Source organism: Streptomyces sp. NPDC048516, assembly GCF_043199875.1.
GTDB lineage: Bacteria > Actinomycetota > Actinomycetes > Streptomycetales > Streptomycetaceae > Streptomyces.
In genome coordinates this window covers 103,782-128,784 of the sequence record NZ_JBICWS010000006.1, presented here as the reverse complement: position 1 = coordinate 128,784, position 25,003 = coordinate 103,782, and the positions used below count along the sequence as shown (strand labels likewise).

Annotated in this window: 24 protein-coding genes and 1 pseudogene; 7 read left to right on the top strand and 18 right to left on the bottom strand. The window is 70.0% G+C overall.

What is annotated here, in order from left to right:
* Nucleotides 1-47: 47 nt before the first annotated feature.
* From ACGFR7_RS14395 to ACGFR7_RS14360, 8 genes are all read right to left on the bottom strand, one after another.
* The gene (locus ACGFR7_RS14395) at nucleotides 48-998 is read right to left on the bottom strand and encodes a TauD/TfdA family dioxygenase (protein ID WP_393317910.1); all 951 of its coding nucleotides are present in this window, start codon (nucleotides 996-998) and stop codon (nucleotides 48-50) included.
* A gap of 84 nt (nucleotides 999-1,082) precedes the next feature.
* Complete coding sequence (locus ACGFR7_RS14390) at nucleotides 1,083-2,345, bottom strand: MFS transporter (RefSeq protein ID WP_393317907.1); 1,263 nt, start codon at nucleotides 2,343-2,345, stop codon at nucleotides 1,083-1,085.
* Nucleotides 2,342-3,295, bottom strand: coding sequence for an ornithine carbamoyltransferase (locus tag ACGFR7_RS14385; RefSeq protein WP_393317904.1), 954 nt, complete (start codon nucleotides 3,293-3,295; stop codon nucleotides 2,342-2,344). The genes ACGFR7_RS14390 and ACGFR7_RS14385 overlap by 4 nt, the downstream gene beginning before the upstream one ends.
* The gene (locus ACGFR7_RS14380; protein ID WP_393317901.1) at nucleotides 3,244-4,107 is read right to left on the bottom strand and encodes a 4'-phosphopantetheinyl transferase family protein; all 864 of its coding nucleotides are present in this window, start codon (nucleotides 4,105-4,107) and stop codon (nucleotides 3,244-3,246) included. Before ACGFR7_RS14380 ends, ACGFR7_RS14385 begins: the two co-directional genes overlap by 52 nt.
* Nucleotides 4,108-4,141: 34 nt before the next feature.
* The gene (sbnA, locus tag ACGFR7_RS14375; RefSeq protein ID WP_393317898.1) at nucleotides 4,142-5,164 is read right to left on the bottom strand and encodes a 2,3-diaminopropionate biosynthesis protein SbnA; all 1,023 of its coding nucleotides are present in this window, start codon (nucleotides 5,162-5,164) and stop codon (nucleotides 4,142-4,144) included.
* Between the two features lie 799 nt (nucleotides 5,165-5,963).
* Nucleotides 5,964-6,638, bottom strand: a complete 675-nt coding sequence (locus ACGFR7_RS14370; RefSeq protein WP_393317895.1) for a hypothetical protein — start codon at nucleotides 6,636-6,638, stop codon at nucleotides 5,964-5,966.
* Between the two features lie 73 nt (nucleotides 6,639-6,711).
* Complete coding sequence (locus tag ACGFR7_RS14365) at nucleotides 6,712-8,412, bottom strand: BTAD domain-containing putative transcriptional regulator (RefSeq protein ID WP_393317893.1); 1,701 nt, start codon at nucleotides 8,410-8,412, stop codon at nucleotides 6,712-6,714.
* Nucleotides 8,413-8,710: 298 nt separating this feature from the next.
* Nucleotides 8,711-9,529: a rhomboid-like protein gene (locus ACGFR7_RS14360; RefSeq protein WP_393317891.1), complete on the bottom strand. Its 819-nt coding sequence runs from the start codon at nucleotides 9,527-9,529 to the stop codon at nucleotides 8,711-8,713.
* A 158-nt stretch (nucleotides 9,530-9,687) separates the two neighbouring features.
* Here ACGFR7_RS14360 and ACGFR7_RS14355 point away from each other — a divergent pair.
* The 4 genes and pseudogenes from ACGFR7_RS14355 to ACGFR7_RS14340 form a co-directional block, all read left to right on the top strand.
* Nucleotides 9,688-9,860, top strand: a pseudogene (locus ACGFR7_RS14355) (LuxR C-terminal-related transcriptional regulator); the annotation flags it as partial.
* Nucleotides 9,861-10,067: 207 nt separating this feature from the next.
* Nucleotides 10,068-10,316, top strand: a complete 249-nt coding sequence (locus ACGFR7_RS14350) for a hypothetical protein (protein ID WP_393317889.1) — start codon at nucleotides 10,068-10,070, stop codon at nucleotides 10,314-10,316.
* 135 nt (nucleotides 10,317-10,451) lie between these two features.
* Nucleotides 10,452-11,636, top strand: a complete 1,185-nt coding sequence (locus tag ACGFR7_RS14345) for a pyridoxal phosphate-dependent aminotransferase (RefSeq protein WP_393317887.1) — start codon at nucleotides 10,452-10,454, stop codon at nucleotides 11,634-11,636.
* On the top strand, nucleotides 11,626-12,216 hold the full coding sequence (locus ACGFR7_RS14340) for a response regulator transcription factor (RefSeq protein WP_393317884.1): 591 nt from the start codon (nucleotides 11,626-11,628) through the stop codon (nucleotides 12,214-12,216). Before ACGFR7_RS14345 ends, ACGFR7_RS14340 begins: the two co-directional genes overlap by 11 nt.
* Nucleotides 12,217-12,303: 87 nt before the next feature.
* Here ACGFR7_RS14340 and ACGFR7_RS14335 read toward each other — a convergent pair whose 3' ends face one another.
* The 6 genes from ACGFR7_RS14335 to ACGFR7_RS14310 form a co-directional block, all read right to left on the bottom strand.
* Nucleotides 12,304-12,786: an SAM-dependent methyltransferase gene (locus ACGFR7_RS14335; RefSeq protein WP_393317882.1), complete on the bottom strand. Its 483-nt coding sequence runs from the start codon at nucleotides 12,784-12,786 to the stop codon at nucleotides 12,304-12,306.
* A gap of 32 nt (nucleotides 12,787-12,818) precedes the next feature.
* Nucleotides 12,819-13,088 (bottom strand): hypothetical protein, encoded by a 270-nt coding sequence (locus ACGFR7_RS14330; RefSeq protein ID WP_393317879.1) that lies wholly within the window; start codon nucleotides 13,086-13,088, stop codon nucleotides 12,819-12,821.
* A 655-nt stretch (nucleotides 13,089-13,743) separates the two neighbouring features.
* Complete coding sequence (locus ACGFR7_RS14325; protein ID WP_393317877.1) at nucleotides 13,744-14,952, bottom strand: sensor histidine kinase; 1,209 nt, start codon at nucleotides 14,950-14,952, stop codon at nucleotides 13,744-13,746.
* Nucleotides 14,953-14,957: 5 nt separating this feature from the next.
* Complete coding sequence (gene cseB, locus ACGFR7_RS14320) at nucleotides 14,958-15,635, bottom strand: two-component system response regulator CseB (protein ID WP_393317874.1); 678 nt, start codon at nucleotides 15,633-15,635, stop codon at nucleotides 14,958-14,960.
* An 11-nt stretch (nucleotides 15,636-15,646) separates the two neighbouring features.
* A complete protein-coding gene (locus ACGFR7_RS14315) occupies nucleotides 15,647-16,099 on the bottom strand; it encodes a hypothetical protein (protein WP_393317872.1) in 453 nt (150 codons plus the stop codon).
* Between the two features lie 15 nt (nucleotides 16,100-16,114).
* Nucleotides 16,115-16,615: a hypothetical protein gene (locus ACGFR7_RS14310; protein ID WP_393317869.1), complete on the bottom strand. Its 501-nt coding sequence runs from the start codon at nucleotides 16,613-16,615 to the stop codon at nucleotides 16,115-16,117.
* A 505-nt stretch (nucleotides 16,616-17,120) separates the two neighbouring features.
* On the opposite strand from ACGFR7_RS14310, the gene ACGFR7_RS14305 reads away from it, so the two are divergent.
* Together ACGFR7_RS14305 and ACGFR7_RS14300 are read left to right on the top strand one after the other, a co-directional pair.
* A complete protein-coding gene (locus ACGFR7_RS14305; RefSeq protein ID WP_393317867.1) occupies nucleotides 17,121-18,005 on the top strand; it encodes a glycerophosphodiester phosphodiesterase in 885 nt (294 codons plus the stop codon).
* 374 nt (nucleotides 18,006-18,379) lie between these two features.
* On the top strand, nucleotides 18,380-19,648 hold the full coding sequence (locus ACGFR7_RS14300) for an acyltransferase family protein (RefSeq protein ID WP_393317865.1): 1,269 nt from the start codon (nucleotides 18,380-18,382) through the stop codon (nucleotides 19,646-19,648).
* A 223-nt stretch (nucleotides 19,649-19,871) separates the two neighbouring features.
* On the opposite strand, the gene ACGFR7_RS14295 is transcribed toward ACGFR7_RS14300, so the two are convergent.
* From ACGFR7_RS14295 to ACGFR7_RS14280, 4 genes are all read right to left on the bottom strand, one after another.
* Entirely contained in the window at nucleotides 19,872-20,318 is a 447-nt protein-coding gene (locus ACGFR7_RS14295; RefSeq protein WP_393318568.1) for a RidA family protein, read from the bottom strand.
* A gap of 216 nt (nucleotides 20,319-20,534) precedes the next feature.
* Entirely contained in the window at nucleotides 20,535-20,714 is a 180-nt protein-coding gene (locus ACGFR7_RS14290; protein ID WP_393317862.1) for a hypothetical protein, read from the bottom strand.
* Nucleotides 20,715-20,906: 192 nt separating this feature from the next.
* Nucleotides 20,907-22,067, bottom strand: a complete 1,161-nt coding sequence (locus ACGFR7_RS14285) for an alpha/beta hydrolase (protein ID WP_393317859.1) — start codon at nucleotides 22,065-22,067, stop codon at nucleotides 20,907-20,909.
* A gap of 150 nt (nucleotides 22,068-22,217) precedes the next feature.
* Nucleotides 22,218-23,903: a bifunctional 3'-5' exonuclease/DNA polymerase gene (locus ACGFR7_RS14280; protein ID WP_393317856.1), complete on the bottom strand. Its 1,686-nt coding sequence runs from the start codon at nucleotides 23,901-23,903 to the stop codon at nucleotides 22,218-22,220.
* A 599-nt stretch (nucleotides 23,904-24,502) separates the two neighbouring features.
* Between ACGFR7_RS14280 and ACGFR7_RS14275 the strand changes: the two genes are divergently transcribed.
* On the top strand, nucleotides 24,503-24,901 hold the full coding sequence (locus tag ACGFR7_RS14275) for a rodlin (RefSeq protein WP_393317854.1): 399 nt from the start codon (nucleotides 24,503-24,505) through the stop codon (nucleotides 24,899-24,901).
* Nucleotides 24,902-25,003: the final 102 nt, after the last annotated feature.

Genomic DNA, 25,003 nt, shown 5'->3' with positions numbered 1-25,003 from the left:
AAGGTCTCCTGGGATGGGTGAAGGGAGGGGTGGGCGAACGCGGCGGGTCAGTCCGACATCGCTACGAGGACGCGCCGCGGGCCGGTGAAGGGCCGACGGCCGTGGCCGACCAGTACGTTGTCGATGAGCAGCAGGTCACCGGCGCACCAGTCGACGTCCACGGCGTTCGCCAGACCCCGGTCGCGCACCTGGACGGCGTAGGCGTCCGGGATGGGCGAGCCGTCGGCGAAGCTGACGGACTGCGGTAGTTCCTCGGCCGGCATGATCGCGGCGAGTGCGGCGGAGGTGTCGTCACCGAGGGCGGCGGGGTGCCACTGGTCGGCCTGGTTGAACCAGACCTCGTCGCCGGTGACCGGATGCCGGATGACGGCAGGCCGCACCTGGGAGATGCGCAGCCCGCCGTCCTGCAGCCATTGCCAGGTGGCGCCCGAGTCGTTGAGGAAGGTCTCGACCTGCTCCCGGTCCTCGGTCTCGAAGGTCGACTGCCAGCTTTTGCCGAGGCCCAGACCGCCGTGCAGGTTCTGCGTGTACCGCACGCCGCTTCGGAAGGCCTCACGTACCTCGGCGTCAAGGCAGGCGAGCCAGTGGACGCCGTCGATGACGGGGGTGGCGCCGCCGCTCTGCGGTGCGGTCTCGCAGAAGAAGAGCAGCCGGGCCGGCCACTGATGCGCGTAGCTCATCTCATTGTGCATCGAGATGGCGTATTCGGCCGGGTACTCGGTGGAGGTGTAGACATTGGCCCCGACCTTGGTGCGCGGAGAATTACCGTGCACATAGGCGAGCCGACGGGGCAGCAGCAGGTTCAGCGCCTCGTTCAGCCCGGCCGGATCGACCCTGAAGCCCCGGAAGACCAGGGCCTTCTCGGCGGTGAGCAGGGCACCGAGATCCGGAACGGACCCGAGGTATTCCACCAGTCCCCGGGTACTCGCCTCGGCCCCGGTGGCCGCCGGCGTGATCTCGGCGGGGGCCCAGAGGGCGTCTCCCGCGTCGTCGTTCATCGGTCATCTCTCCTTTCTGGCAAGGCTGTTGACTTGACGCGTGCAACTCTGGCCAGAAGTCCTATATTTATTCGCTAAATGGATCTATAGCCGAGTTGCGGGGGCTTCGACGGCGTCGTCGCGCAGCGCCGGGGTGACGACGGCGGCCAGCGCCAGCAGCGCCATCGCCGCGGCGATACCCAGCGCCGTCGGGTACGTCCCGACGGTGCTCAGCAGCAGTCCGCCGACGAGGGCACCCGCCGAGCCCATGCCGGAGCCCAGAAGGGAAAAGACACTGGTGACCCGGCCCTGCAGAGCGTCCGGGGTGACCCGCACCTGGTACACCCCTGCCACCACGTTCATCAGCGCCCCGGCGAAGCTCATTCCGGCCAGCAGCACGCCGAGCGCCCAGGGGTCACTGGTGAAGGGGACCGGCACCATGAGCACCGTCCAGACACACAACGAGCCGGCCAGCACGGTGAACGGCCTCAGTCGGCCGGCCGCGCGTGCCCCGGCCAGCGCCCCCGCCACGCCGCCGAGTCCGGCCACTAGGCCGATGAGCCCGACGGTCAGCGCCGATCCACCGTGTTCCTTGACGATGAGCGCCAGGGTCAGGACGAGTATCTGGAAGAGCAGATTGCTGCCAGCGTTCAGCCCGACGGCAGCCCGCATGAACCGTTGCCGCCGCACCCACCGGAGCCCCTCGACCACCTCGGAGCGGAGCTTCCGCGCCGGCGTGGACCGCTCCCCCTGAAGGTCTTTGCGGATGAGCAGCAGGGTGGCAAGGGCGAGGAGATGGGACACGGCAGCGAAACCGAAGGGCACCCACGGCCCGAGTGTGAACAGTCCGCTGCCCGCAGGCTGTCCGAGCAGCCCGGCCGCCTGTCCTCGTGCCTCGTTCTGTCCCAGGGCCTGGGACAGCTGGGAGGACGGCACGACATGCGTGACGGCCGCCCGTTCGGCGAGCCGCTGGAACAGCCCGACCGCGCCGTCGACGAATGCTGCCGCCATCAGTCCCGGCAGCCACAGCCGATCCATGGCCAGCATCACCACGACGGCACCCATCGCCAGCAGTCCGGTGATGTCGCAGCAGATCAGTAACAGCCGCCGGTTCCACCGATCGACCAGAGCGCCCGCATGCAGTTGCACCACCAACTGGGGCAGCAGCGCAGCGAATCCCACCATTCCCGCTCCCGTGGGGCTGTCCCCGTACCAGAGCATGAGCAGCGGGTAGGCGGCCGTGCTCGCGCGCAGGCCGAGGAGCGACATACCGGCGCCGGTCCACAGCAGGAGGAAGTCGCGATTGCGCCGCAGCGGGCCGGGGCCGGCCTGCCCGGTCTCCGGTGCACGCCGATCGAGCAGGCTCACGCGCAACCGCCGGCGGCGTCCGCGACGATGCCGACCCGGCACCACTCCAGTACCGCCATCGCGCTGTGCATCTTGTTCTCGGCCTGATCGAAGGCGATGCTGTGCGGGCCGTCCAGCACGTCAGCCGTGACCTCCTCGCCAGGGTGAGCGGGCAGATCATGCAGGAAGACGGCTCTGCGGCTGGTCTCCCACAGCGCCTCGGTGACCTGGAACGGCGCGAAATCCCGGCGCCAGCCCGGATCCGCCTTGCTGGTGCCGGTGGTCTGCCAGCGGGAGGTGTAGACGGCGTCGACGTCTGCGGGCAGGTCCGTCATGTCGTGCCGCTCATTGATCAGCGCACTGTGTTCCGCGGCCAGGGCCAGGGCGCGCGTCCGCAAGTCCTCGCCTTGCCCGTATCCCTCCGGTGTGCGCAGTTCTAGCACGGTGCCCGGGAACCGGGTCAGACCCAGGGCGAGTGCGGCGGCCGTGTTGTTGCCCTCTCCGACGTAGAGCACACGCAGCCCCGCGATCCGGCCGAAGTGCCGCAGCAGTGTGGTGAGATCGGTTAGTCCTTGTGTGGGGTGCTCGTCCGCGCTCATCGCATTAACCACCGACATGCGGTCCTGGGATGCCCAGGCCCGCAGCTCCGCCGGGTCACCGGCGGTCCGGGCCACCAGCGTGTCCAGCATCCGCGAGAAGACCCGGCCCGTATCCTCGCTGGTCTCCCCGGTGTTGATCATCAGGTCACTGCCGTGGTAGGCGATGATCTGCGCACCGAGCCTCAGGGCACCGGTGGAGAACGCGGTACGGGTCCGGGTAGAGGTCTTGCGGGAGTAGATCCCGGCGACCGTCCCTTCCAACGTCCGAGCGGGTGTCAGTTCGCCCGAGGAGAATCCGGCGCCTCTGGCCACGATGGAATTCAGATCGGCGTCGGTGAGGTCGTCGAGAGAGATGAGATGGCGGATGGCCACGGTGTGCTCCTTGTCTCCAGCATTTCCGTCCGTCCTGCCGGCACGGGCTCCGGCACCGGGAGGTCGAGGGCCGGATGGGTGTTCCCGATCAGCCGCAGCGGACCCGTGGCGGCCGTCTCACGGGCGATGGCCGCGTACCGGCCGGGCCCGACGGCGATGTCCTCGACGACCCACGAGTCCGGCCCTGTGGCCGCGGCATGTCGCACGACGAGCGGGTCGCCGAGCGGTGCGTCGTGCACGTCCACAGCGCGCAGATCGGTCATCGGACCGACCCCGCTGGCATTGATCACCGCTTCTTTGCGGGTCCAGTAACGGAGGAAGAGTCCCAGCTGCCCCTCGGACGCCGGCTGGGCGCGCAGCCGGCTGAGTTCCCGCATGGAGAGCACCGTGGGGGCGACCGCGTCGAGGTCCACGGGCGACATCTCCTCGATGCCGATCCCTATGCGGCGTCGGCCGCCCGTGACACCGAGTATCCAGTGCGGCCCCGACCGGGACAGGCTGTAGCTCAGCTCGGTGGGCGGCCAGACCACGCACGGTGCGCCGTGGTCATCGCCGGCGCACTGCGGACAACGCAGTCTGCCGAGCAGGACGAGCGCTGGGTCCGTCCCCAGATAGCCGGCGAGAATGCGGCGCACGGCCACCTGCGCAGCCGTGTAGCGCAATCCCGCCTCCGCGGTCATGGCACGGGCCCATTCCCCTTCGGCCGCGGACAGGACTGCCGTGGCGCTCAGGGCGGACGGGGCGGCTGCGGTGCCCCACCACACATGGGCGGCACCGCGGTCGAAGACATCCACGAGGTCGTCGGCGCTCATGGCTGCCACCTCTCTCTTGCTGCCGGTCCGCGGCTCAGACTCCGGCAGCGTCGGAGGAAGGAACACCTGAGGGGGCGTCCTTCCACAGGTGTGAGACCTCCCCGAAGTGCGCGCCGACCCAGTCATCGGAGTAGATCGTGTCGACGTACCGGTCCCCTCCGTCGGGGAAGATCATGACGCAGTGAGATCCGTCCGGGATCCGTCCGGCGATCTTCAGCAGCGCCGCGACGGCTGCTCCGGAGGAGCCGCCGGCCAGGATCCCCTCGCGGCGTACCAACTGCCGACAGGCGACCACACAGTCCAGGTCGTCGACGTGGACGACATCATCGGCACATGCCGGGTCCAGCAGTGCCGGCGGCACGGAGGCTCCGTGGCCGGGAATGAGACGGCGGGCGGGCTGCTGCCCGAAGATGGCGCTGCCGACGGCGTCGACCGCGACGACAGTGGTGTCCAGTGAGTGCTGCGCGATGTATTCGGCGCAGCCGCGCAGGGTGCCGAAGGTGCTCACCGGGGAGAAGAGGTAGTCGACCTGCCCGTTCAGAGCCTCGGCGATTTCCCGCATCGTCTCCCGGTGAGCGCGGGGGTTCAGCGGATTGCCGTACTGATTGGGCCAGTACGCACCGGGAACCGTTGCGGCCAACTCACGAACCCGGTCGAGCCGGGCGCCGAGGTACTCCCCCGTTTCCGGGTGGGGCGCCCGTACGACCTCGACCCTGGCACCGTATGCGGAGAGCATGGCCAGGTTCTGCCGGGTGGTCTTCGCATCGACCACACAGATGAATTCGATCCCGAAGTACCGGCAGATCTGCGCAATCCCAATGGCCAGGTTCCCGGAGCTCGATTCGACGACCACCGAACGGCCGGGCACGAGCAGACCGCTGTGGATCCGCTCCAGCAGCATGCTCAGCGCGGACCTGTCCTTGATGCTGCCACCCGGGTTGAACTTTTCCATCTTGGCGAATATCCGAGATCCGAACTCGGGTGCAAATTTGCTCAGTTCGACCAGCGGGGTGTGCCCGATGGCGTCCAGAATCCCTTGGAGTGCGGGACGGCTCATGCGGATGCCCTTCGCTAGAGATCGACGATGCGGCCTTTAGCGTGGTGGGCACCTCTACGGGCTTTCTATTAGAGACGCCTTATAGAACTTGTTGGCAGGGTTGCTGCAGGACTGGACTGCCGGCCGTCCAGTCCTGCAGCCGTGATGCCGCTCCCGGGAGAGGATTGAACGCTGCGCCTCCCGGACTCCGGGACGTCGCGCTCTACGACATGGAACCGGCACACGCGAGTCGTTCGCGCGTACCTGCACCGTGGTCGTGCCCGGAAGTGCGAGCAACGGCAGCGAAGAGCCTCGATGCGGCCCTTGCGGGGCACCCGCTGCTCTCGCTGGCCACCACAGCTGCCGAGCCGCACCTGGACCCGTCGACCTGCCCTCCGGGCACGACCGTGCTGCACGTTTCGCTGCGCGACATGGCTGTGGAGACGATTCTCAGTGCCGTCAACGTCGTGGACGACACCGACCACCTCTGGCGTGAACGCACCTACTGGCCCTGGCCCAACAGCACGCCGGAAACCGCGACTTCGTCGTCGCGCAGATCGGTGCCTCGCTGCGCGGCACCACGCACATCGAGCGCAAGCCGGGGCAGCACGTGGTCTACTCCCTGTTCGGCTTGGGCGTCCTCGACATCGCCCTCACGGAATGCGTACGGAGCGGGCGGAGCGCAACGGACGGGGAGTGCGGGTGGACGACTTCCTGGAGGCCTGACGCAGCGCTCCGACATGGCTGTGCCGCGGACGTGATGCCATGGGGACCGGGCCGCTGCAATGGCGCTGACCGGCCCCCATGGCATCCGGGCCGGTCAGCCGGCGGAGAGGACGGACACCCCGCCGCCGTCCGACCGTGCGGTGATCTTGTGGTCGGAGCCGGGGTCCGTCTTCACACCCACCTTCTGGCTGCCGCCATCGGTCGATGCATTCACCGCATAGGCGCCGGCCGGCATGCGCAGAGTGACATTGCCACCCGAGGAGTTCACCTCCACGCTTTCCGGCGCGGCCGGGAATTTGCCGGCCGTGACACTGCCCCCGTCCGAGTGCACGGTGAGCTGTCCGGCCGCTCCCCCGTCGACGGTGACATTGCCACCGTCACTCTGCAGATTGGCTGCCAGCGCCTTCGGGACCTCCACGCGGTAGCTGACCTCACAGGTGTTGCCGCCGATGCCCCCGCCCCCGCAGCTGTTGGGCGCTGCCAGCGTCAGCACTCCGCCCGCGGAGGTGTGCCGAGTCTTCGGCTTGTCGTTGTTGTAGTGCAGTTTCTCGGTCACCTTGATCCCGCTGCCGCTGCCACCGACGAGTTCGATGGAACCGCCCGCACTCTTGACTTTGAGGGAGGTGATCTGTTCGTCGACCGTATAGGAGGAGGAAGAGGCGTCTTCCTCGGCCTTGTTGCAGCCCGTAAGCAGAACGCCGCCGACGACCGTGGTGGCAACACACAGAGCGACCCTGGCAGGCAGGCTGGTGAGGAAGGTGGCAGTCATCTCTTCTCCTGGTTCATCGACAACGTGGATGGCACGGGATTCATGGACGTCGGTAGGGTGCGCAGGGTCATCCTCACGCCGGGATGCTGCGGCTGAGCACGGGGCGGGCGGAATGGGAGGCGATCCGGACCGGCGCCAGATCGGGTGTCGACGCGCAACCTTCCGACGGCTGCAGTGACGCGGCGAACAGCCGGACGAGCTCGTTGCAGTGGTAGAGGGGGTTGCCGTGGTCGTCGGCGGCAGGCAGGTCCAGCAGCCGTGCGTCGACAAGCGCTTCGAGCGCCTCCTCGGCGTCCGCTGCGCGCAACCCGATCAACGCTGCTATCTCCTCCGCCGGGAAGCACCCCGCACCGAGTAGGGGCAGTGCATACAGAGCGGCCCAGCCGTGCGGCGAGAGCCGTTCCAGTGACTGCCGCAGACTCCCGGCCACGGAGAGATTCCCTATGGACAGCTCACGCAGGCGGTTTGGCCTGTAGTCCAACCTGCGGGCCAGCATCTTCACCGACCAGTGCGGCCGTGCTGCGAGCCTCGCCCCGGCGATTCGCAGCGCCAGTGGCAGTCCGGCGCAATACGTCACGATCTTCCGCGCCGCTTCCTCCTCGGCCGCGATCCGCTCAGGGCCGGCGACCGCAGCGAGCAACGCAAGCGACTCGTCCTCCGGCATCGGCCTCAGGAGTGTCGTCCGGACGCCCACGGCGGAGGCGAGTTGAGCGCGACTGGTGATGAGCACAGCCGACTGCTCCCCTGTGGGCAGCAGTGAGTCGATCTGCAGATCGGAGCAAGCATTGTCCAGCACCACCAGCAACCGCTTGCCCGAGGTGAGTGTCCGGTAGCGCCGTACAAGGTCATCCGGCTCGCCGGACCGGAGGTCCGTGTCGTCCAGTGCCCGCAGGAACAGCGGCAGGACGTCGTGCGGGGCCTTCGGGGAGCCGTCCACGCCGGTGAGGTTGGCATAGAGCTGCCCATCGGGGAATTGCGGCCGGGCGATGTGCGCGGCCCGTACCGCCAGCGCGGATTTGCCGATGCCGGCCATCCCGGTGAGCAGGAACCGCCGGGGCAGTCCGGGCCCGCCCGGTGGGAGCTCTTCGAGCAGAGAAGCCAGCTCCCGCTGTCTCCCGCAGACGTCATGGCTGGCCGGCGGCAGCATGTCGGGGGCCGGGGGAGGAGCCGGTGAGGAACCCAGCACCGTCGGCTCGCCGGAACCAGCGGGGAGACCCAGCTCCCGGTTGAGTACCGAGAGGTACGTGCTGTGCAGCAGGGAGCCCGGGTCCACCCCGAGTTCGTCCGACAGCACCTTGCGGCCGCAGTGGTAGGCGGCCAGCGCATCACCCTGCCGGTCGCAGCGATACAGCGCGATCATCAGCTGCGCCCGCAGCCGCTCCCGTACCGGGTGGCTGTTGACCAGACCGGTCAGCTCCGGAACCAGTTGCCGGTGCCGTCCCAGGGCCAGGTCGGTCTCGATCCGGTCTTCCAGGGACCCGGCCCGGGCTTCCTCCAGCCGCGGCCGCTGCTCGTCGGCCAGAAACTCCGTGACGTTCCCCAGTGCGGGCCCCCGCCACAGTGCCAGAGCCGCCCGCAGATCCCGGTCGGCCTCGGCGTACCGACGCGCCCTCAGTGCCTCTCCACCGGCCTTCGCCAACCGCTCGAAGTCCACCACGTCAATCAATGGGCTGTCGGTCTGCAGCGCGTATCCCGACTGCCCCCGGGCCAGGTCCGCCTCGTCACCGAGCAGGCCCCGTAACCGCGAGATGTACGTGTAGATCTGGGCACTCATCGTCGCCGGTGGATTCCACCCCCACAACGACCTGCTCAGCCCACTGTCCGAGACCATTCGGCCATGTGCCAGAACCAGCGTGGCGAGAACTGTGTGGATCTTCGCTCCAGCGAGCGCCACTTGGCCTCTGCTGTTGCTGGCAACCACATTTCCGAGCAACTGGAACTCCATGACTCCCCCAAGACATCGAACGGCCGGACGTGCCCCGGCTCAGCCATTGTCTGCACGGGAAAGCACCGGAACCTTCGGCTGATCGGTCAGTAACTTGCCGCCGCAGGAGGCTGCCAGGCCGCGGTGGTTAGGCCGCACCGGAACGCTCTTCCGGCCGAAGCCCGGGCTGCTCGTCCGGATGACGCGGAGGACTCGCTCCGCGCCCCGCGCTTCTCATCGCCGTCGTGGCAAGCGGGCGGAGGAGGAAGCCGAGAACCACGGAGGTGTTGTGCCCGAACGCGGTGTAGTCCTCGAAGAATGCGCCTGAGGCGACCACACCGATCAGGAGACCGGCCATGACCAGAATGCGCAGGGGGAGGCTGCGCACGCGGTAGCAGAGCAACCCGGCCACGCAGAGACTGCCGTAGCTGACGCCGACATCGACCACGCTGCCGAACCCGCGGTCCGCGTAGCGCTCGGTTTCCACCCTGAGCAGGGCGGTCAGCACTCCCGCGGTGATGAGCGTCGCCAGCACATGGCCGAGGAAGAACACGACGACTGTCCGGAAGGTGCCGAGCCAGCGTTCCGCGGGTGCAAGGACACAGACTGCCAGCAGGGCGACCATCGGAAGATCCGAAATCTCGATCCACAGGGCAGAACTGATCAGGGCCGAGACGGGATGCTCGGCAAGCTGGGTGAGGTTGGTGCTGTGCAAGCGCAGGACCTCGGTCCGCACGCTGGACGTCAACTCGCCCAGGGTAGAAGAGTGGAGCGTGAGAAAGATCCACAGGGCCGCGGTGGCCGGGGCCGACAGAACCCATGCCTTGATCCACAAGGCGATGCGGCGGAGACGGGCCTCACCGGGCCAACCTCGCTTGACCGCAAGGACGGCGAAGAACAGTGCCAGAACGATCGCGATCTCTGCAACGGGCCATAAGACGGCGGCCTGTGGTGCCTCGGACGCCATCACGTCATCAACGGCCCTTCCTGGCCTCGACTCGTACCGCACCCATTGATCATGCGTCATCACCACTCTGCATCACCCGGGAATCCTCTCGCCCCGTGTTTGCCTCATAACTGATACGGCATGGCAAGGTCCTGCAGTGGCAGCAGGTTGTCAGATCCGACGTGCTCGGGCTCCTGGCCGGCGGCGTGTCCAACGCTGAGATCGCCACCGGTCTGGGGATGCGGGAGAGCACGGTGAAGGCGCACGTCAGCCGCATTCTGGCCCCGCCCTCGAGGTGGACAACCGGGTGCAGGCCGCGCTGTGCGCCAAGGATGCCGGGCTGACGCGCTGACGCCGCCGCCCCCTTCGTCGGGCCTGTGACCAGCACGTATACGCGGGTTCGTGGGCAATCCTTCTCATCTCCTTCTGATCGGCTTTCGGCTCAGGGCCGGTGCGCACTGAGCCGACGGAAGGACGTTCGAAAGCGGCCGGGGTTGAACTGTTCCTGTCACGGGGGCGACCCCGGTGAAGCGACGAGCCGCGGACGAAGGAGAGAGCGATGAGGAAGACCCGGATCGTGACCCGCTCGGTGCTCGGCCTGGCCGCCGGGGCGGTGGCGGTGCTGACGGCGGTCGGGCCGGCCGGGGCCGCCACCTCGCCTCCCGGCGACACGCACTGGAACGTGGCCGCCACCTCGCCTCCCGGCGACACGCACTGGAACGTGGCCCTGACCGCCACCGGAACGGGCACGGGTACCGGCGACAGCCACGGGGGCACAACCGTCTCCTCGGACGACACCCACTGGTGAGAAGGAGACTCGGTCGTCGGCGGCAACGGGCCGTGGTGGGGCCTGCCGCCGCCCCTTGCCTGTGTCGTCGCACGGCGGAGTCAGGAGTCACGCACGTTCCCTCCCGAAGGTTTCCTCCAGCAGGAGCACCCCGCCATGCCGTCTCTCGCACGGGCTCCCGGTGAAGGCCCACGCTCCCCTCTCGATCGTGTGGAAGAGCTGCTGCGCGGCTCCGGGCACGCGGATCCGATCGGCTTGCACCGGGGCAGGACCGTCTTCGGACCCTGTGTCCGGTCCGGCACCCGGGGCAGTGGGGAGTTCGGTTTCACCCCTGACGAGCAGGCTCCTCCCGGTGGTGTCCCGGCGCTGCGGGCGGCGCTCGCCCGGGCCGCCACCGCCCGGCGGCAGAGTGCCGTGGGCCCCGAACAGGTCCTGGTCACCAGTGGTGCCACGCACGCCCTCGCCGCCGCCCTGCACGCGATCCTGCGGGAGGGCGATGAGGTCCTGGTGCTCTCACCGCAGTGGCTGTTCACCACCGGCCTGATCCGGGCGGCCGGCGGCGTGCCGCGCGAGGTACCGGTCTTCCTGGAGCTCGGGGTGGCCCGTGGATTCGACTTCGCGGGGGCCGTCGAGCGGGCCGTGGCACCCAGGACCCGCGCGATCTACTTCAACAGTCCCAACAATCCGACGGGTTACCGGCTCGACGGTGCCCGGCTCGGTGCGCTCGCGGACCTGGCCGAGCGGCACGACCTGTGGCTGATCGCCGACAACACCTACGAGAACTACGACTTCACCAGGGAGGGCTTCCTCGACATCGGGGACGCCGGCGCGACGGACGCCGGCGCGACGGCGGCGCGCACCTTCTCCGTGCACGGCTTCAGCACGACGTATGCGCTGCCGGGCACCAGGGTGGGCTGCCTGATCTCTCCGCCGGGGCTGACCAAGCCGCAGGCCACCCGGTCGCCGCACACGCTCCGCTCCGTCTCCATCCCGGCGCAGTTCGCCGTGTACGCGGCGCTGCGCACACCCCGGAAGGAGCTCGACCGACGCCGGGACCACGCTGCCGCGGCCGGGTGGCTCGCCGATTCGCTGCTGGAGGTTCCGCACACGAAGGCGTCCGGCGGGCTGTACACCTTCCTCGATCTGAGCGCCTGGGGGGACGGTGAGCGGTTCGTCCGCCGGTGCGCCGAGCTCGGTGTCGGCCTGGCTCCGGGCCGGGGCTTCGGGGCGCACTGTGGCAACTGGGCCCGTCTCTGCTTCACCGCCGAGCCATCACAGCGGGTGGCTGAGGCGATCGAACGCATCAACAAGATCTACGGGGAAGGCATCGATGAGCACTGAGACGATCACCCTCGAACGCCCGGAAGCCGGTCCGCCGGCCTCCCGCGCCGATGTCGGCGGGGTGCGAACAGCGATCTGTGACGGCCGGCCCCTCGTGTTGATGGGTCTGACGCACCTGCTGACCACCCGGTCGCCCTGTGAGGTCGTCTTCACCTCGGCCGATTCCTTTCCCGGTCCCGGGACCGGGATCGACGTGCTGCTCGTGGAGGACACCTTGGCCCAGGCCGTGCCGGACGGACCGGCGTGGTGCGGGAGCGCGCCGGATGTCGTCGTGGTGCGGGCCGAGGCCACCCCGGACCAGGTGCTGCGGCAGGTGTACGAGGCAGTGGACCGCCGCACGCCGGTGCCCGAGGCCGGCCGCATGGAGCCCGAGGCCGGCCGCACGGAGCCCGGGCTGTCGCCGCGCGAGCGGCAGGTGCTGCGGTTCATCGCGTCCGGGATGACCCACGGCCAGGTGGCCCGGCGCATCGGCATCAGCCCGCACACCGTCGACACGTACGTCAAGCGGGTGCGATCGAAGTTCGGCATCGGCAACAAGGCGGAACTCACCCGCGTCGCCCTCGGCCTCCTGCCCCTGTGAGGCCTGGGCCCGGCGTCCCCCGCCCCGGCACGGCATCCTCCGGGGCAGCGGCCGGTACGGCGCGCGGCCGCCCGCGCACGGGGCCGGTCAGTGGTAGTGGCGCATGATGTCGGTGACCCAGTCGGGCTGGGTGGTCGGGCCCTGGGGGCCGAACTCGGTCATGTAGGGCTTGATGTCGAGGACGGGGGTGCCGTCGACGGCGTCGAGGCCTTGGACGTGGAGGTCGAGGCCGTCGGTCTTGAGGAGGCGGCAGCGGGAGACGCCGAGGCGGTTGGGGCGGTTCTTGCCGCGCTGGGCGAAGATGCCGACCAGGGGCCAGTCGGTGTTGCCACGGGGGTGCCGGGCCCCGGTCTGGATCTTGTCGGTGGGGACGCGGTCGAAGTGGTAGACGATTTCCAGGTGGGAGAAGGTGTCCAGGCCCGCCACCGCCTCGGGGCCGTACTGGCCGGCGTCCAGGCGGATGATCGCCGTCTCCTTGCCCCAGTCGTCGTCGCGGACCTCCGTCCGGCCGCCGACCACCCGGCCCACCGGCACCGAAACCACCGCGGCAGGAGTGCTGTTCTCGGGCATGTGCAGTGCCTTTCGTCCAAGGGGCCGGTCAGTCAGTCGAGTTGGCCTACCGTACCGATGGCCTGGGGTACGCCGGTATGCGGCATGTCGGACTGCGGCATGTCGGACTGCGGTACGTGCGTCCCGTGCCAGAAGTGGTACAGCCGCTCGCGCAGTTGCTCCAGCAGCGCGCTCAGCTCGGCGTGATCGGCGGCGGAGCCGTAGACCGTGCCGATCGCGCCGGTCGTGCCGCGGCGCCAGTCGGTGTGCCAGTGGGAGGGAGGGGCCCTCCCCGTACATGCATCGCGATCAAGGATCGGCACCGTAGCTCTCGGCCGGAGCTGACATCCGGACAATTGCGAGGAGTTTCTCGATAAAATGGCACATGGGTGCCCCGGTGCCCGCTTTCGCCCTGGCAGGGCGGTGCAAGCTGTGTCGAGACAGGGGCGACTCAGCGCATCAGGTTCTCAGGCCTGTGACCGGAAGCCCATGAGGGGGCGCCCGCCCGGCCCTTCAGGCCGGCCTCGGACAAGTCCGCGCCGAGGCGCCGTCGGACGGCAGGAGGAACAGGTACCCCCGCAGGTGGGGGTTCCGTCATGCCGGGCGGCGCCGAGCGACCCCGCCCGGGGAGGCCGACGGATCCGGGTGCGATGTAGCCAGATATGGAGCCCGATCGTGCCCCGAACTGCAACTTCCCATGTCTGCCCCCGTTCAGCGGGCGCGGGCGGTGCCGCGCATATACGCAAACTCAAGCGCACGCCGGCTGGCGCGTGTGGTCAGGAAATGCCAGCCGGACCGAACGCGTGTCCATAATTGCACATACGCGCAACAGTGTGCATGGCGCAAGGGCTCACAAGGACGCCGTGCGGCACATCGTCGTGCAGCGCACCGCCGCGCGGCCCACACCGCGGCCTGCGGAACAGCAGCCGCGCGTGGCGGGCGAGCGTAACGAGTAGGCCGCGGGGGGCTCCTGGCTCGTCACGAGCTGTTCGGGGGGAGGTGCACCGTTGCCAGCGCGCCTCCGTCCGGCGGGTTTTCGTAGGTCACCCGGGCGTTCAGTACGCGGGCCTGGCCGGTGACGATGGTGAGGCCCAGGCCGATGCCGGCGCCTCGTTCGCGGGCGCCGGTGCGGAAGCGCCGGGGGCCGTGGGCGAGGAGTTCGGCGGGGAAGCCGGAGCCGCCGTCGCGTATGCGGATCGCCGTGGCGTCGACTTCCAGGGTCACGGGTGGGGCGCCGTGGACCCGGGCGTTGGTGATCAGATTGGCAAGGATCCGTTCGACGCGGCGGGGGTCGGTCCTCACGGGTGCTTCGTGGTGCACCGTGACCTCGACGTCCCCGCCCGCCAGGGTGACGGCCCGGTGCGCCAGGGTGCTCGGGAGGACCTTCTCGTGCTGGGCCTGCTCGACGCCCGGGACATCGAGCCGGGCGACTTCCAGGACGTTCTCCACCAGGGTGCGCAGCGTGTCCACACCCCCGCTGACCAGCTCGGCAGGGCGGCCGGGCGGCAGGAGTCCGACGGCGGTCACCAGGCCGGCCACGGGGGTGCGCAGCTCATGGGCGATATCGGCGGTGACCTGCCGTTCGGCCTCCAGGCGGGCGCTCAGGGCATCCGCCATGGTGTTGACCGCGGCGCCGAGCCGGGCGATCTCGTCCTTGCCCTTCGGCCGGACCCGGTCCGTGAGATCGCCGTCCGCGATCCGCTGCGCGGTGTCCGCGGAGGCGGTGATACGCCGCCCCGCGCCGGCCGCCGCGACGATGCCCAGCACACAGCCGAGCGCGGTGACGGACGCGCCGGAGCCGACCAGCACCCGGTCGAGATCGGCGAGGGCGCGTGCCTGGGGAGCGTAGGAGCGCCGGACGGCGAGGATGTCGCGGCCGCTGCGGGTGGCGGCCCACAGCACCGGAGCCCGGGAGCCGCCCCTGCTCTGGAGGCAGGTGGCGCGCACGGGGCGGTCGGTGACGGTCTTGCGGAGCGCGGCGGGCAGCTCGGGTGAATTGACCAGGGCGCCGCTGTCGATCCCCGAGGCGTAGGCGCTGACCGCCTCGACGAGCCGGGCGTCGACCACATGGCCCGCGCTCTCGCGCTGGTCCTCCGCGGTGAGCTGGTGCACCAGCAGCCCGATGAGCGTGGCGACGATCGCGGCCGTTGCGGCGATGACCAGGGCGGTCTTGGTACGCAGTCCCATGAGGGTCAGGGGGCGAGCTTGTAGCCGAAGCCGCGGACCGTGACGATGCGGTCGTGGCCGATCTTGGCGCGCAGTCGCAGCACATGGACGTCGACGACACGGTGGTCGCCGCCGCACGGGTAGTCCCACACGCGCTCCAGCAGCGTGGTGCGCGAGAGCACGACGCCGGGCTCGGCGGCGAATTCGAGGACCAGCTTGCGCTCGGTGGGGGTGAGGTCGAGCAGCCGGCCGGCCCGGTGGATGTCCATGGAGGCGGTGTCCACCGTGAGGTCGCCGAACCGTAGCAGCGTCTCGTCCTCGGGCGGGCCGGGCTCGGCGAATTCCGTGGCGCGGCGCAACGCCGCGCGTATGCGGGCGACGAGCACCGGTATGTCGTACGGCTTGGTGAGGTAGTCGTCGGCGCCGGCTTCGAGACCGAGGACGACGTCCACCGGGTCGGTGCGGGCGGAGAGCATCAGCACCGGCAGCCGGCTCACCTCACGGATGCGCCGCACCACGCTGACCCCGTCGAGGCGGGGCAGCATCACGTCCAGGAGGGCGACATCGGGGGCACGCTCCCGGAACCGCGCCAGCCCGGCGTGGCCGTCGGCGGCGGTGCGAACCCGGTACCCGTAGCGCTCCAGGGACAGCTGGGTGGCCTCGCGCAGCAGGGGATCGTCCTCCACGAGCAGCACATCGGTCATCGCTTGCATTCCTAGGGCTCGGGGACGGGCAGCCGGACGTTGCGCAGCTGGGCTGCCGGGTCGGACGGGAGGGGGTGGGAGGAATGTACGACGGCGCGGCTGTAGTAGGAGACGTTCTCCTGGTGCTGCAGGCGGCTGAGTTCGATGGTGGCCCGGTATCCGTGCGCGGGGCAGTGGGGGATGCAAAACATGCCGGACAGCCGCCCGGTGGCGACGGCTTTCGGCTGTCCCCACGAGCGCCAGCTGAGCCGGGAGACCGAGGCGAACTCGGTGAGGGCGAACCCCGTGGGGCGGGTCAGCGGATGGCCCAGGGTGTCGGAGACGTAGACCGGTCCGCGGACCTGGGTGGGGCTGGGCGCGGGGCCCTCGACATGGGGCGTTCCCGGGTTGCCGCACCCGGTGAGGCCCACGGCCGCCAGCACCAGTGCGAAGACGGTGGTGCCGGTGGCCGTGGGCCTGTTCATCGGGGGCCTTTGCCGTCAGATGGTGGCGAGGTGACGCTTGCCGTGGAGGTCCTCGTGATCGTACGCACCCGAGCCCCCGGCGAGCTTCAGGGTGAAGGAGGAGAAGACCGTCTTGCCGTTCACGGTCTTGGGGTCGGAGAGCGTCAGGGTCCCCTTCAGCGGCTTGTCGAGGCAGGACTGGCCGCACCAGATGCCGCTGACATTGCCGGTGGCGACGGCCGTCTTGTCGCCCCACTGCTTCCAGTTGAGGTCCCCGGCCGCGGTGTACTCGGAGAGCACCAGGTTCTCGGGGCTGCGCTCGGCCTTGCCCTTGTCGGCGTTCTCCTCGCCGTAGTGGTTCATGACGTAGGGGGTGTTGGCGGCGCGGGCGGCACTCGCGAGGTGAGCGGTGTGAGCCGAGCCGGTGGCGGCGGTCGCCGTATTGGCGGTGGCGAAGGTGCCGAGAACGGCGACACAGGACAGTGCGGCGCCGATGGCCGTCTTGTGGCGTCGGGGCATGCTCGTGATGCGCTTCATGGCTCTCGCTCCGGTTCGTTGGATCGGTCGGCGCGAATGAAGCTATGAGTGACGCTTTTCGGTGGACTGTCATCTGTGTAACAGCCGTCCATCGGCGGTTGTTACGTGATCTACATACGGACGGGAGGGCCGTGACGGATCCGGTGACGGGGTCGGTGACGGTGCCGGTGACGGAGCCGACGGGGCCGATCGTCCGCGGAAAGGCCAGGGCGGTGGGGGCCCGGACGCACAGGCGGCTGGCCTGGGCGGCGCACACGGATGGGGGGCCGCCCGGGAAGCCGCCGTCCGTCCGCTCCGCCTGCCTGCGCACCCCCGCTGACCTGGGAGAAGGAGGTCGGTGGAACAGCCGGTGCACAGCAGTCGCGGGAATGCTCGCGTGGCGGGTGACGACGGTTGCGGGCATGTTGAGAAAACAGCCGTATTCCTGGACGGAAGGAAGGGCCTCAGGGGGCAAACCTGACGCGGACGGGTCCGTCCGCGGGTGAGCGCACCAGGAGGCTCCCGGATGCTTCGGAGATCGCTGCGTATACCCGCCGCCGGGGTCGCCTACCTGGTGGCGGCCGCGGTGTCGTTGTCCGCGATGGCCTCCGGTCCCGCGGAGTACGCGGATGTCGGGGTGAGCAGCGGGACACGGGCCGGTCCCGGCACCGCGGCCATGCTGCTGATCGCCCACCGCGGCGCCTCCCGTTACGCGCCCGAGAACACCCTCGCGGCCGTCGATGCCGCACACCGCCGCGGGCTCATATGGGTCGAGAACGATGTGCAGCGCAGCAAGGACGGCCGGCTGGTGGTGATGCATGACGCCACCCTGCGGCGGACGACCGACGCCGCGAAGGTGTTTCCCGGACGGGCGCCGTGGCGGGTGGGGGACTTCACGGCCGCCGAGCTCGCGCGGCTGGACGCCGGCAGCTGGTTCGGCAGGCGGTTCACCGGGGAGCGGGTGCCGACGCTCGCCGACTATCTACGCCGCCTGGACCACAACGGGCAGCGCCTTTTGCTGGAGATCAAGGCCCCGGAGAAGTATCCCGGAATCGAGGCGCAGGTCATCCGCGAACTGCGGGCACGGGGGTGGCTGGACCGGGACCATGTCCGCAGCCGGCTGGTCGTCCAGAGCTTCTCCGTGCCGTGCGTCCAGGCCGTACACGCGAGGGCGCCGGAGATCCGTACGGGGATACTCGGTGCGCCCGGGATGGACGAACTGGCGCGCTATGCGCGGTTCGCCGATCAGATCAACCCCCGTGCGTCCGCGCTCAGTTCAGGCTGGCTGGCGGCCGTGCACCGGCTGCGCGGGCCGCACGGGCGCCGACTGCAGGTCTATGTGTGGGACGTGGCGAAGAACACCAGCGCCCGATCGGTGAGAGTCCGAGGGGTCGAAGGTGTTATTGAATAATGGGCAACGGACGGGGATTCGGGGGGCATTGTCCAGATCTCGGTCCGGATCTCGTGGTGCGCCGGGCGGTGGCCCCAGGCGCGCTGCCGCCCGCGGCGCGTGAAGGAGCTGTGGAGGGCGGATGCGGCGCGTGTGGCCGCCGCAGTCGGGGATTTACGTGATTCCCGCCGCGGGGCTAAGGTGCCTGAGATGTTCGACGCCGCCACACTCCCCGTAAAAGAACTAAGACGCAGGATTTGGCTTTTGGGTTCCGATTTGCGGCCCGGTGCGGGCCAGCGTCCAGCTCCTCCTCTGGGATCGTTCCGGGAGGCTCCTTGAAAAGCAATTTTCCGGCGTACGGCGAACGGCGGGTGCCGCTTCCCCCGCCTCGGCAGATGCCGCATGACGAGCTGAGTCCGGCGGGAGCGGCCGCGGCCGGCGGCGCGACGGCAACGATGGCGACGGCGACGACGACCGCGAGGGCGACCGCATCCGGGTCGGCGGCGACGACCGCCCCCGGTTCGGCGACGGGCCGTCAATCCGCGCCCACCGCCGGTACTTCGCATGCGGGACCCCGCAGTCATGCCAAGCGCCGGGCCGCGGGCCGCGACAAGAAAGCCGAGGCGGCCGACGCCAAGGCGAAGCCTCGCGACGCCTTCTTCGACAATGCGAAGTACCTGGCCATCGTGCTCGTGGCGATGGGCCACTCCTGGGAACCGCTGCGCGACGGCAGCCGGACGGCGGCGGCGCTCTACATCACCGTCTACGCCTTCCATATGCCGGCGTTCATCATCATCTCCGGCTATTTCTCGCGCAGTTTCGATATGCGCAAGGACCGGCTGCAGCGGCTGATTACCGGCGTCGCGGTTCCCTACATCCTCTTCGAAGTCGCCTACACGCTCTTCAAGAGGTGGGCGGATGACGATCCCGGTTATCCGATCAGCCTGATGGATCCCTGGTATCTGACGTGGTTCCTGGCCGCCCTGTTCATCTGGCGGCTGACCACTCCGCTGTGGAAGATCGTGCGCTGGCCGGTCCCGCTCGCCCTGGCCGTCGCCGTGCTCGCGTCCCTCTCACCGGACATCGGCGACGACCTGGACCTCCAGCGGGTGCTGCAGTTCCTGCCGTTCTTCGTGCTCGGGCTGTCGCTGCGGCCGGAGCACTTCAAGCTCGTACGCCGCAAGAAGGCGCGGATCCTGGCCGTACCGGTCTTCGCGGCCGCGCTGGTCTTCGCGTACTGGGCGGCGCCGCGGATGAACGCCGCGTGGTTCTACCACCGCGACGCCGCGCAGGAGCTGGCCGCCCCGTGGTGGAGCGGTGGTGTGATGACGCTGGCGATGTTCGGCTGTTCACTCGTTCTGGTGGCCTGCTTCTTCGCCTGGATTCCGGGGCGCACGATGTGGTGCACGGCGCTGGGCGCGGGCACTCTCTACGGCTATCTGCTGCACGGCTTCCTCGCCAAGGGGTCGCGCTTTTGGAACTGGTACGACGCGGACTGGATGCAGACCCCGTGGGGCGCGGTACTGCTGACGCTCATCGCGGGCACCGTCATCACGCTGCTGTGCACACCACCTGTGCAGCGGATCTTCCGCTTCGCCATGGAGCCCAAGATGACCTGGGCCTTCAAGAAGGACCCGGTGGGGATGGCCCGCGGCCGGAACTGAGCGGGCGTGCGCGGTGCGCGGTGGTGCGTGAGCGGGTGGGCGAGGGCGCGGCGAAAGCGTGCGTTCGTGAAACAGCGCAGGGGCGCCCGCCCCGCCGGGAGACCGGCGGGGCGGGCGCCCCTCGCGCGTAAAGGGAGTCGCGGCAGCCGGGCGGCTCCGGTGTGCAGGCACCCTGGTGCGCAAGGGTGGCGCAGTGGCCGGCGTCGGCGCCGGCGTCGTGCCGTCAGCGGACGACGGCGATCCCTTCGATCTCGACCAGGGCCGTCTCGTCCCACAGACGGGTGGCGCCGATCACGGCCATCGCGGGGTAATCGCTGCCGACCAGGCGCTTCCACACCGCGCCGAGGTCACGGGCATGGCGGCGGTAGTCGGCGACATCGACGGCGAAGACGGTGAGCTTGGCGAGGTCGGACGGGCGGGCGCCGGAGGCTGCCGCGACGTCCAGGAGGTTCGTCAGCGCCCGCTCGAACTGCTCGACGATGCCGTCCCCGACGATCCGGCCCGAACCGTCGAGAGCGGTCTGCCCGGCGAGGAAGACCATGGTTCCCTGGGCGGCGCGCACGGCATGGCTGAATCCGGTCGGCGGCGCGAGATGCGGTGGATTGATGCGCTCCAGCTCGCCGCCGCGCGCGCCCGCGGCAGCTCCCTTGTCACTGCTCCCACCACTCATCATGTCCGCCTCCGCCTCCGTCGGGCTCTCGTCACTCATCCTCACCGGCTCCCCTCCGCCGTCAATGTGGCTCGCGTCCAATGGTTTGCTCCATCAACATGTCTCGCACACCCGGGAATTGAAGCGCGTCCCGTTCCGCCCCGGTAGCCCTGCACCGTTCACCCGGCCTTCGGCGTTCACCTGACCCTCGGCCGGGGCACACCCGGCCAGGGGCCCCTAGGGGCTTTGCGCCGCCCTCGCGGCCGCTGCCATCGGCTCCTGGCCGTCCAGTGTGCCCTGGGCGCCATAGGGCCGGCAGCGCAGAAACGCTGCCTCGTGGTGGAAGGGCTTCACCTCGTGCTCCCTGACCGCTTCCTTGTGCGCGGGCCGGCCGGCGCCGTAGGCGTAGTGGCACATCGCCGACATGCTCTGCCACAGGAGAAGGTGCCGACGAAGCGGATCACCCGTGGCCTGATCTCCACCGTAGAGGTCCCGGGCGGCGGGCACGGGGGCGACGTCCAGGGTGCCGAGGCCGCCGAAGCTGCCGGGGCATCGGCGGGGGAGGACGCTCCCGGCCCGCCGGGAGGGACGGGGACGGACTGAGCGGACTCACACCACCGCCGGGGACGCCGGATGGAGCGCCGCCCGCAACTGCCCCGTCCAGTGGGCCGTCATCTCCTTCGCCACCCGGGTGTCCGGCGCGTACAGCTCGAAGCCGTGCCAGGCACCGGGCACATTGCGGACCGTGACCGGCACCCCCGCGTCCATCAGGCGCCGGGCGTAGGCCAGCCCCGCCTCGCGCATCGGGTCGAGATCGCAGACCAGGACATGGGCCGGCGGCAGCCCCGACAGCTCGGTGGCGCGGGCGGGCGCGGCATACGCCTCCGCCTCCGTCATCCCTTCCGGAAGGTAGTGCTGCCACGACGACCGGACACCGCGCCCATTGAGCACCCGCGCGTCCAGGGCCCGCTCCGTCTCCGCCGCCTCGTCCGCCGCCTTGTCCGCCGCCTTGTCCACCGTCGCGTCCGCCCCGACCCGGTCATCCAGATCAGGGACGCACAGCGACTGACAGGCGAGCCGCGGCCCGCCGCGGTCGCGGGCCATCAGGGCGACCGCGGCGCTGAGACCACCGCCCGCGGACTTGCCCGCCACAGCGATCCGCGCGGGATCGATGCCCAGCTCGGCGGCCCGCCCCGCCACCCATTCCAGCGCGAGATAGCAGTCCTCCACCGCGGCCGGATAGCGGTGCTCCGGGGCGAGGCGGTATTCGACGGTGATGATGACGGCGGGCAGCGTGCGGCAGAGCTCGATGGCCACCCGGTCCTGTCCCGGCAGCGCCCGGCCGAGGGCGAACCCGCCCCCGTGGAAATGCAGTACGGCGGGCAGCACGTTCCCGGCTCTTCCGGTGCTTCTGGCGTTCCTGGCACTCCCGGTGCGCTCGGCGGCATCACCGTGCCCGCCCGCTCCCGGATCGGCCCCCTGGGCGGCCCCCGGATCGGCGCCCACCGCCCCCTCCGGACGGTAGACCTCGACCGTCAGCGTGCCGCCGTCCGCAGGTGCGCCGCCGCCCGTTCGCGGGATGTCGAACCGCTCACTGCACACGCCCGTACGGTCTGCCGGGAAGGCGGCCAGCAGCTCGTGGAACCCGGCGCGCGCGGCCTCGATGTCCTCATACGGATCGGAGATCCGCGGCAACGCCTCGAACGCGGGCACGAGTTCGGGGTGCACCCGCATCGCGGTCCGGTCATTCGTCTCGGGCTGGACGCTCATACGGAGTGCTCCTCGTTCAGAACGGACATGCCACAGCTTCTGCTCACGATCACCGCCCGCACGCGTCCGCGCCCACCCGCAGCCTGCATGCGCGCCCCCACGGCCTGCGCCGGCCCCGCTGCACCGGCCCGGCTCCGCCCGCCGCCCCGTTCACTTCGCCTCGGCATAGCACTCCACCACCGCCGTGGTGAACGGGAAGCGGACCGGAGTCTCCCCGAACGCGATCCGCCCGGCCGTCGCGGCGGCCGCCGTGATCGCCTCGGCGACCGTCTCCGCCTCCTGCGCGGGGCAGTGCACGATCACCTCGTCATGCTGGAAGAAGACGAGTTCGGCGCGGAGCCCGCCCTCCGACAACGAGCGGCGCACCGCGGCCAGGAGCAGCAGGGCCCAGTCGGCAGCGCTGCCCTGCACGACGAAGTTGCGGGTGAACCGGCCACGCGCGCGGGCGGCCGCCGAGCCGGTGCCATAGGCCGGCGACGGCTCCTCCTCCTGGGGCAGGCCCGCCTCGTCGGGGGGTGCCACGGACGCGGGCGGGCAGGTGCGGCCCATCCAGGTGCGCACCAGCCGTCCTTCCTCGCCCGCGCGCGCCGCCTCGTCCACATACGCCACCGCGGCCGGATAGCGGCGGCGCAGATCGGCCATGTGCTTGAGTGCGTCGCCGGACGTCTGGCCGTAGATGGCGCCCAGCAGACCGAGCTTGGCGCGGGCGCGGTCGCCGCCGAACGCGCGGGCGGCCAGATCCGCGTACAGATCCTCGCCGCTGCCGGCCAGCTCCATCAGGCCCCGGTCGCGGGAGACGGCCGCCAGCACCCGGGGTTCCATCTGGGCGGCGTCGGCGACCACCAGGCGCCACCCCGGGTCGGCGCGTACGGCACGCCGGATCACCTTGGGGATCTGCAGCGCACCCCCGCCGTTGGTGGTCCAGCGCCCGGAGACCGTGCCACCGGGCAGATACTCGGGGCGGAAGCGGCCGTCGTGCACCCACTGCTGGAGCCATGCCCACCCATGGGCGGTGTAGAGGCGGTAGAGGGTCTTGTACTCCAGCAGCGGTGCCACCGCGGGGTGATCGATCTGCTGCAGCTCCCATTTCCGGGTCGAGGTGAGGGAAATCCCGGCGCGGGCAAAGGCCTTGATGATGTCGTTGGGCAGATCGGGGCGCACCCGCCGGCCCGCCCCGAAGGCCCGGGACACCTCGTCGGCCAGCTCCGCCATCCGGCGCGGCTCCCCTCCGCCCGGATAGCGCTCTCCCAGCAGCTCGTCGAGCAGCTTGCGGTGCACGTCGGCGCGCCACGGCACCCCGGCCCGCCCCATTTCCGTGGCGACCAGCATGCCCGCGGATTCGGCGGCGAGCAGCAGCCGCATCCGGTCCGGATGTTCCGCCCTCTCCGTACGTGCCATGTGGCCGGCATAGACCTCCAGCAGCGCCGTGAGCTCGTCCGTACCGGGCGGCAGCGGCACCGAGCCCGGCTCGAACAGGGACGGCTGGGCCTGAGCCGTACGGACCGGCGCGTCCTGCGGGACCGGCCGGCCGTGGAGTCGCGCCCAGGCGGCGGCCAGCGAATGCGGCTGGCCCGACTGGCCCTCCTCATGGCCGATCAGCAGCGCCTCCGCGGCCTCCACGTCATAGCACCGCTCGACTCGCACCTCTGCCAGCAGCCGCCGGTAGATCTCCGCGGTGGACCGCCACACCCACCGCTCGACCTCGGGCCGACTGCGCACGGCCTCGGCGAGCGAGGGCTCCCGCAGCACCGGTCCGGCGGGCCGGCCGTCCCGGTCCAGCGGGCAGAGACGAGCACCCCCGTCACCCGTCTCCACCACCGCCCATCTCATGCCCACGAGTCTTCCACCAGGGTCTGACATTCGCCCTGACCAGCGCAGACGACACGACCCCGGCAGCCTCATGCCGGCGGGACGCCCACGGCTCGCCCCCCGGGGGCGAGGCAGGCCGCCGCCCACCCCCGCTGCCAGGAAGCAATTTCCCGGACTCCGCGGCACGGAGGACCGGACACCCCTATACGCAGCCACACGCCGCATGCACGGTCACCTTCTGACGCCCTTGCCGCGGAGCCGTCCCCAACCGGACGTGATCTTTGGCAGGTTGACATTCCGCGCACCGCGCGGTGCGCGCAACCCTCTCGGCATCGACGCCCGGCCGCATCCGGTGGCCGGCGGCGTAGGTGTCGGCAACTCATGCTTTCTCCATGGCCCTTGAGGGCGGCATCCAGTGGGCGAACCTCCCGCCGGCAAAGGCCGGTGGGAATTCTTCCTACCGGCCTTTGAAATGCCAAACTCCTTCCGGAGGCCGAAATCGGCCCGCGCAGTGATATGTATCTATGGTTTCGTGGCATTCGGGTGAAACGGCGAAACCGCACCCCCAGAAGCGAGTTGACCAGTGCGCTCCGGATACGGGCACTCCGCTTCGAGAAGGGTAAATCGTGATCAAGAAGGTCCTGGCCACGACGGCTGTAGCCGCGTCCGTCGTCGGCATCTCGGCAACGGTCGCCCCCCAGGCGATGGCGATCGGCAACCACAACGGCACCTCCACGGTCAACGGCAACGGTGCCAAGAGCGCGTTCGGCAACTCCACCACCGTGGGCAAGATGAGCCCGCAACTGGAGCTCGTGCAGGGCTCGCTCAACAAGCCCTGCATCGCGATCAACAAGCTGCCCGCCCATATCGCGTACGTGCTTCACGTCTCCGACATCAACCTGCTGTCCAATCCGCAGAACCAGCAGTGCACGGAGAACTCGACGCAGGCCAAGGGCGACGAGCCGCTGTCGCACATCCTCAGCGACCTCCCGGTTCTGTCCGGGAACGGTGTCGGCAACCACTGAGCCGGCCAACGGCCGCAGGCCTGGACCGCCGCCTCTCGTTTCCAGAGCGGTCCGGGACCTGCGGCGCCCCGTTACGAACCGTAGGGACGTAGGCTCTCGATC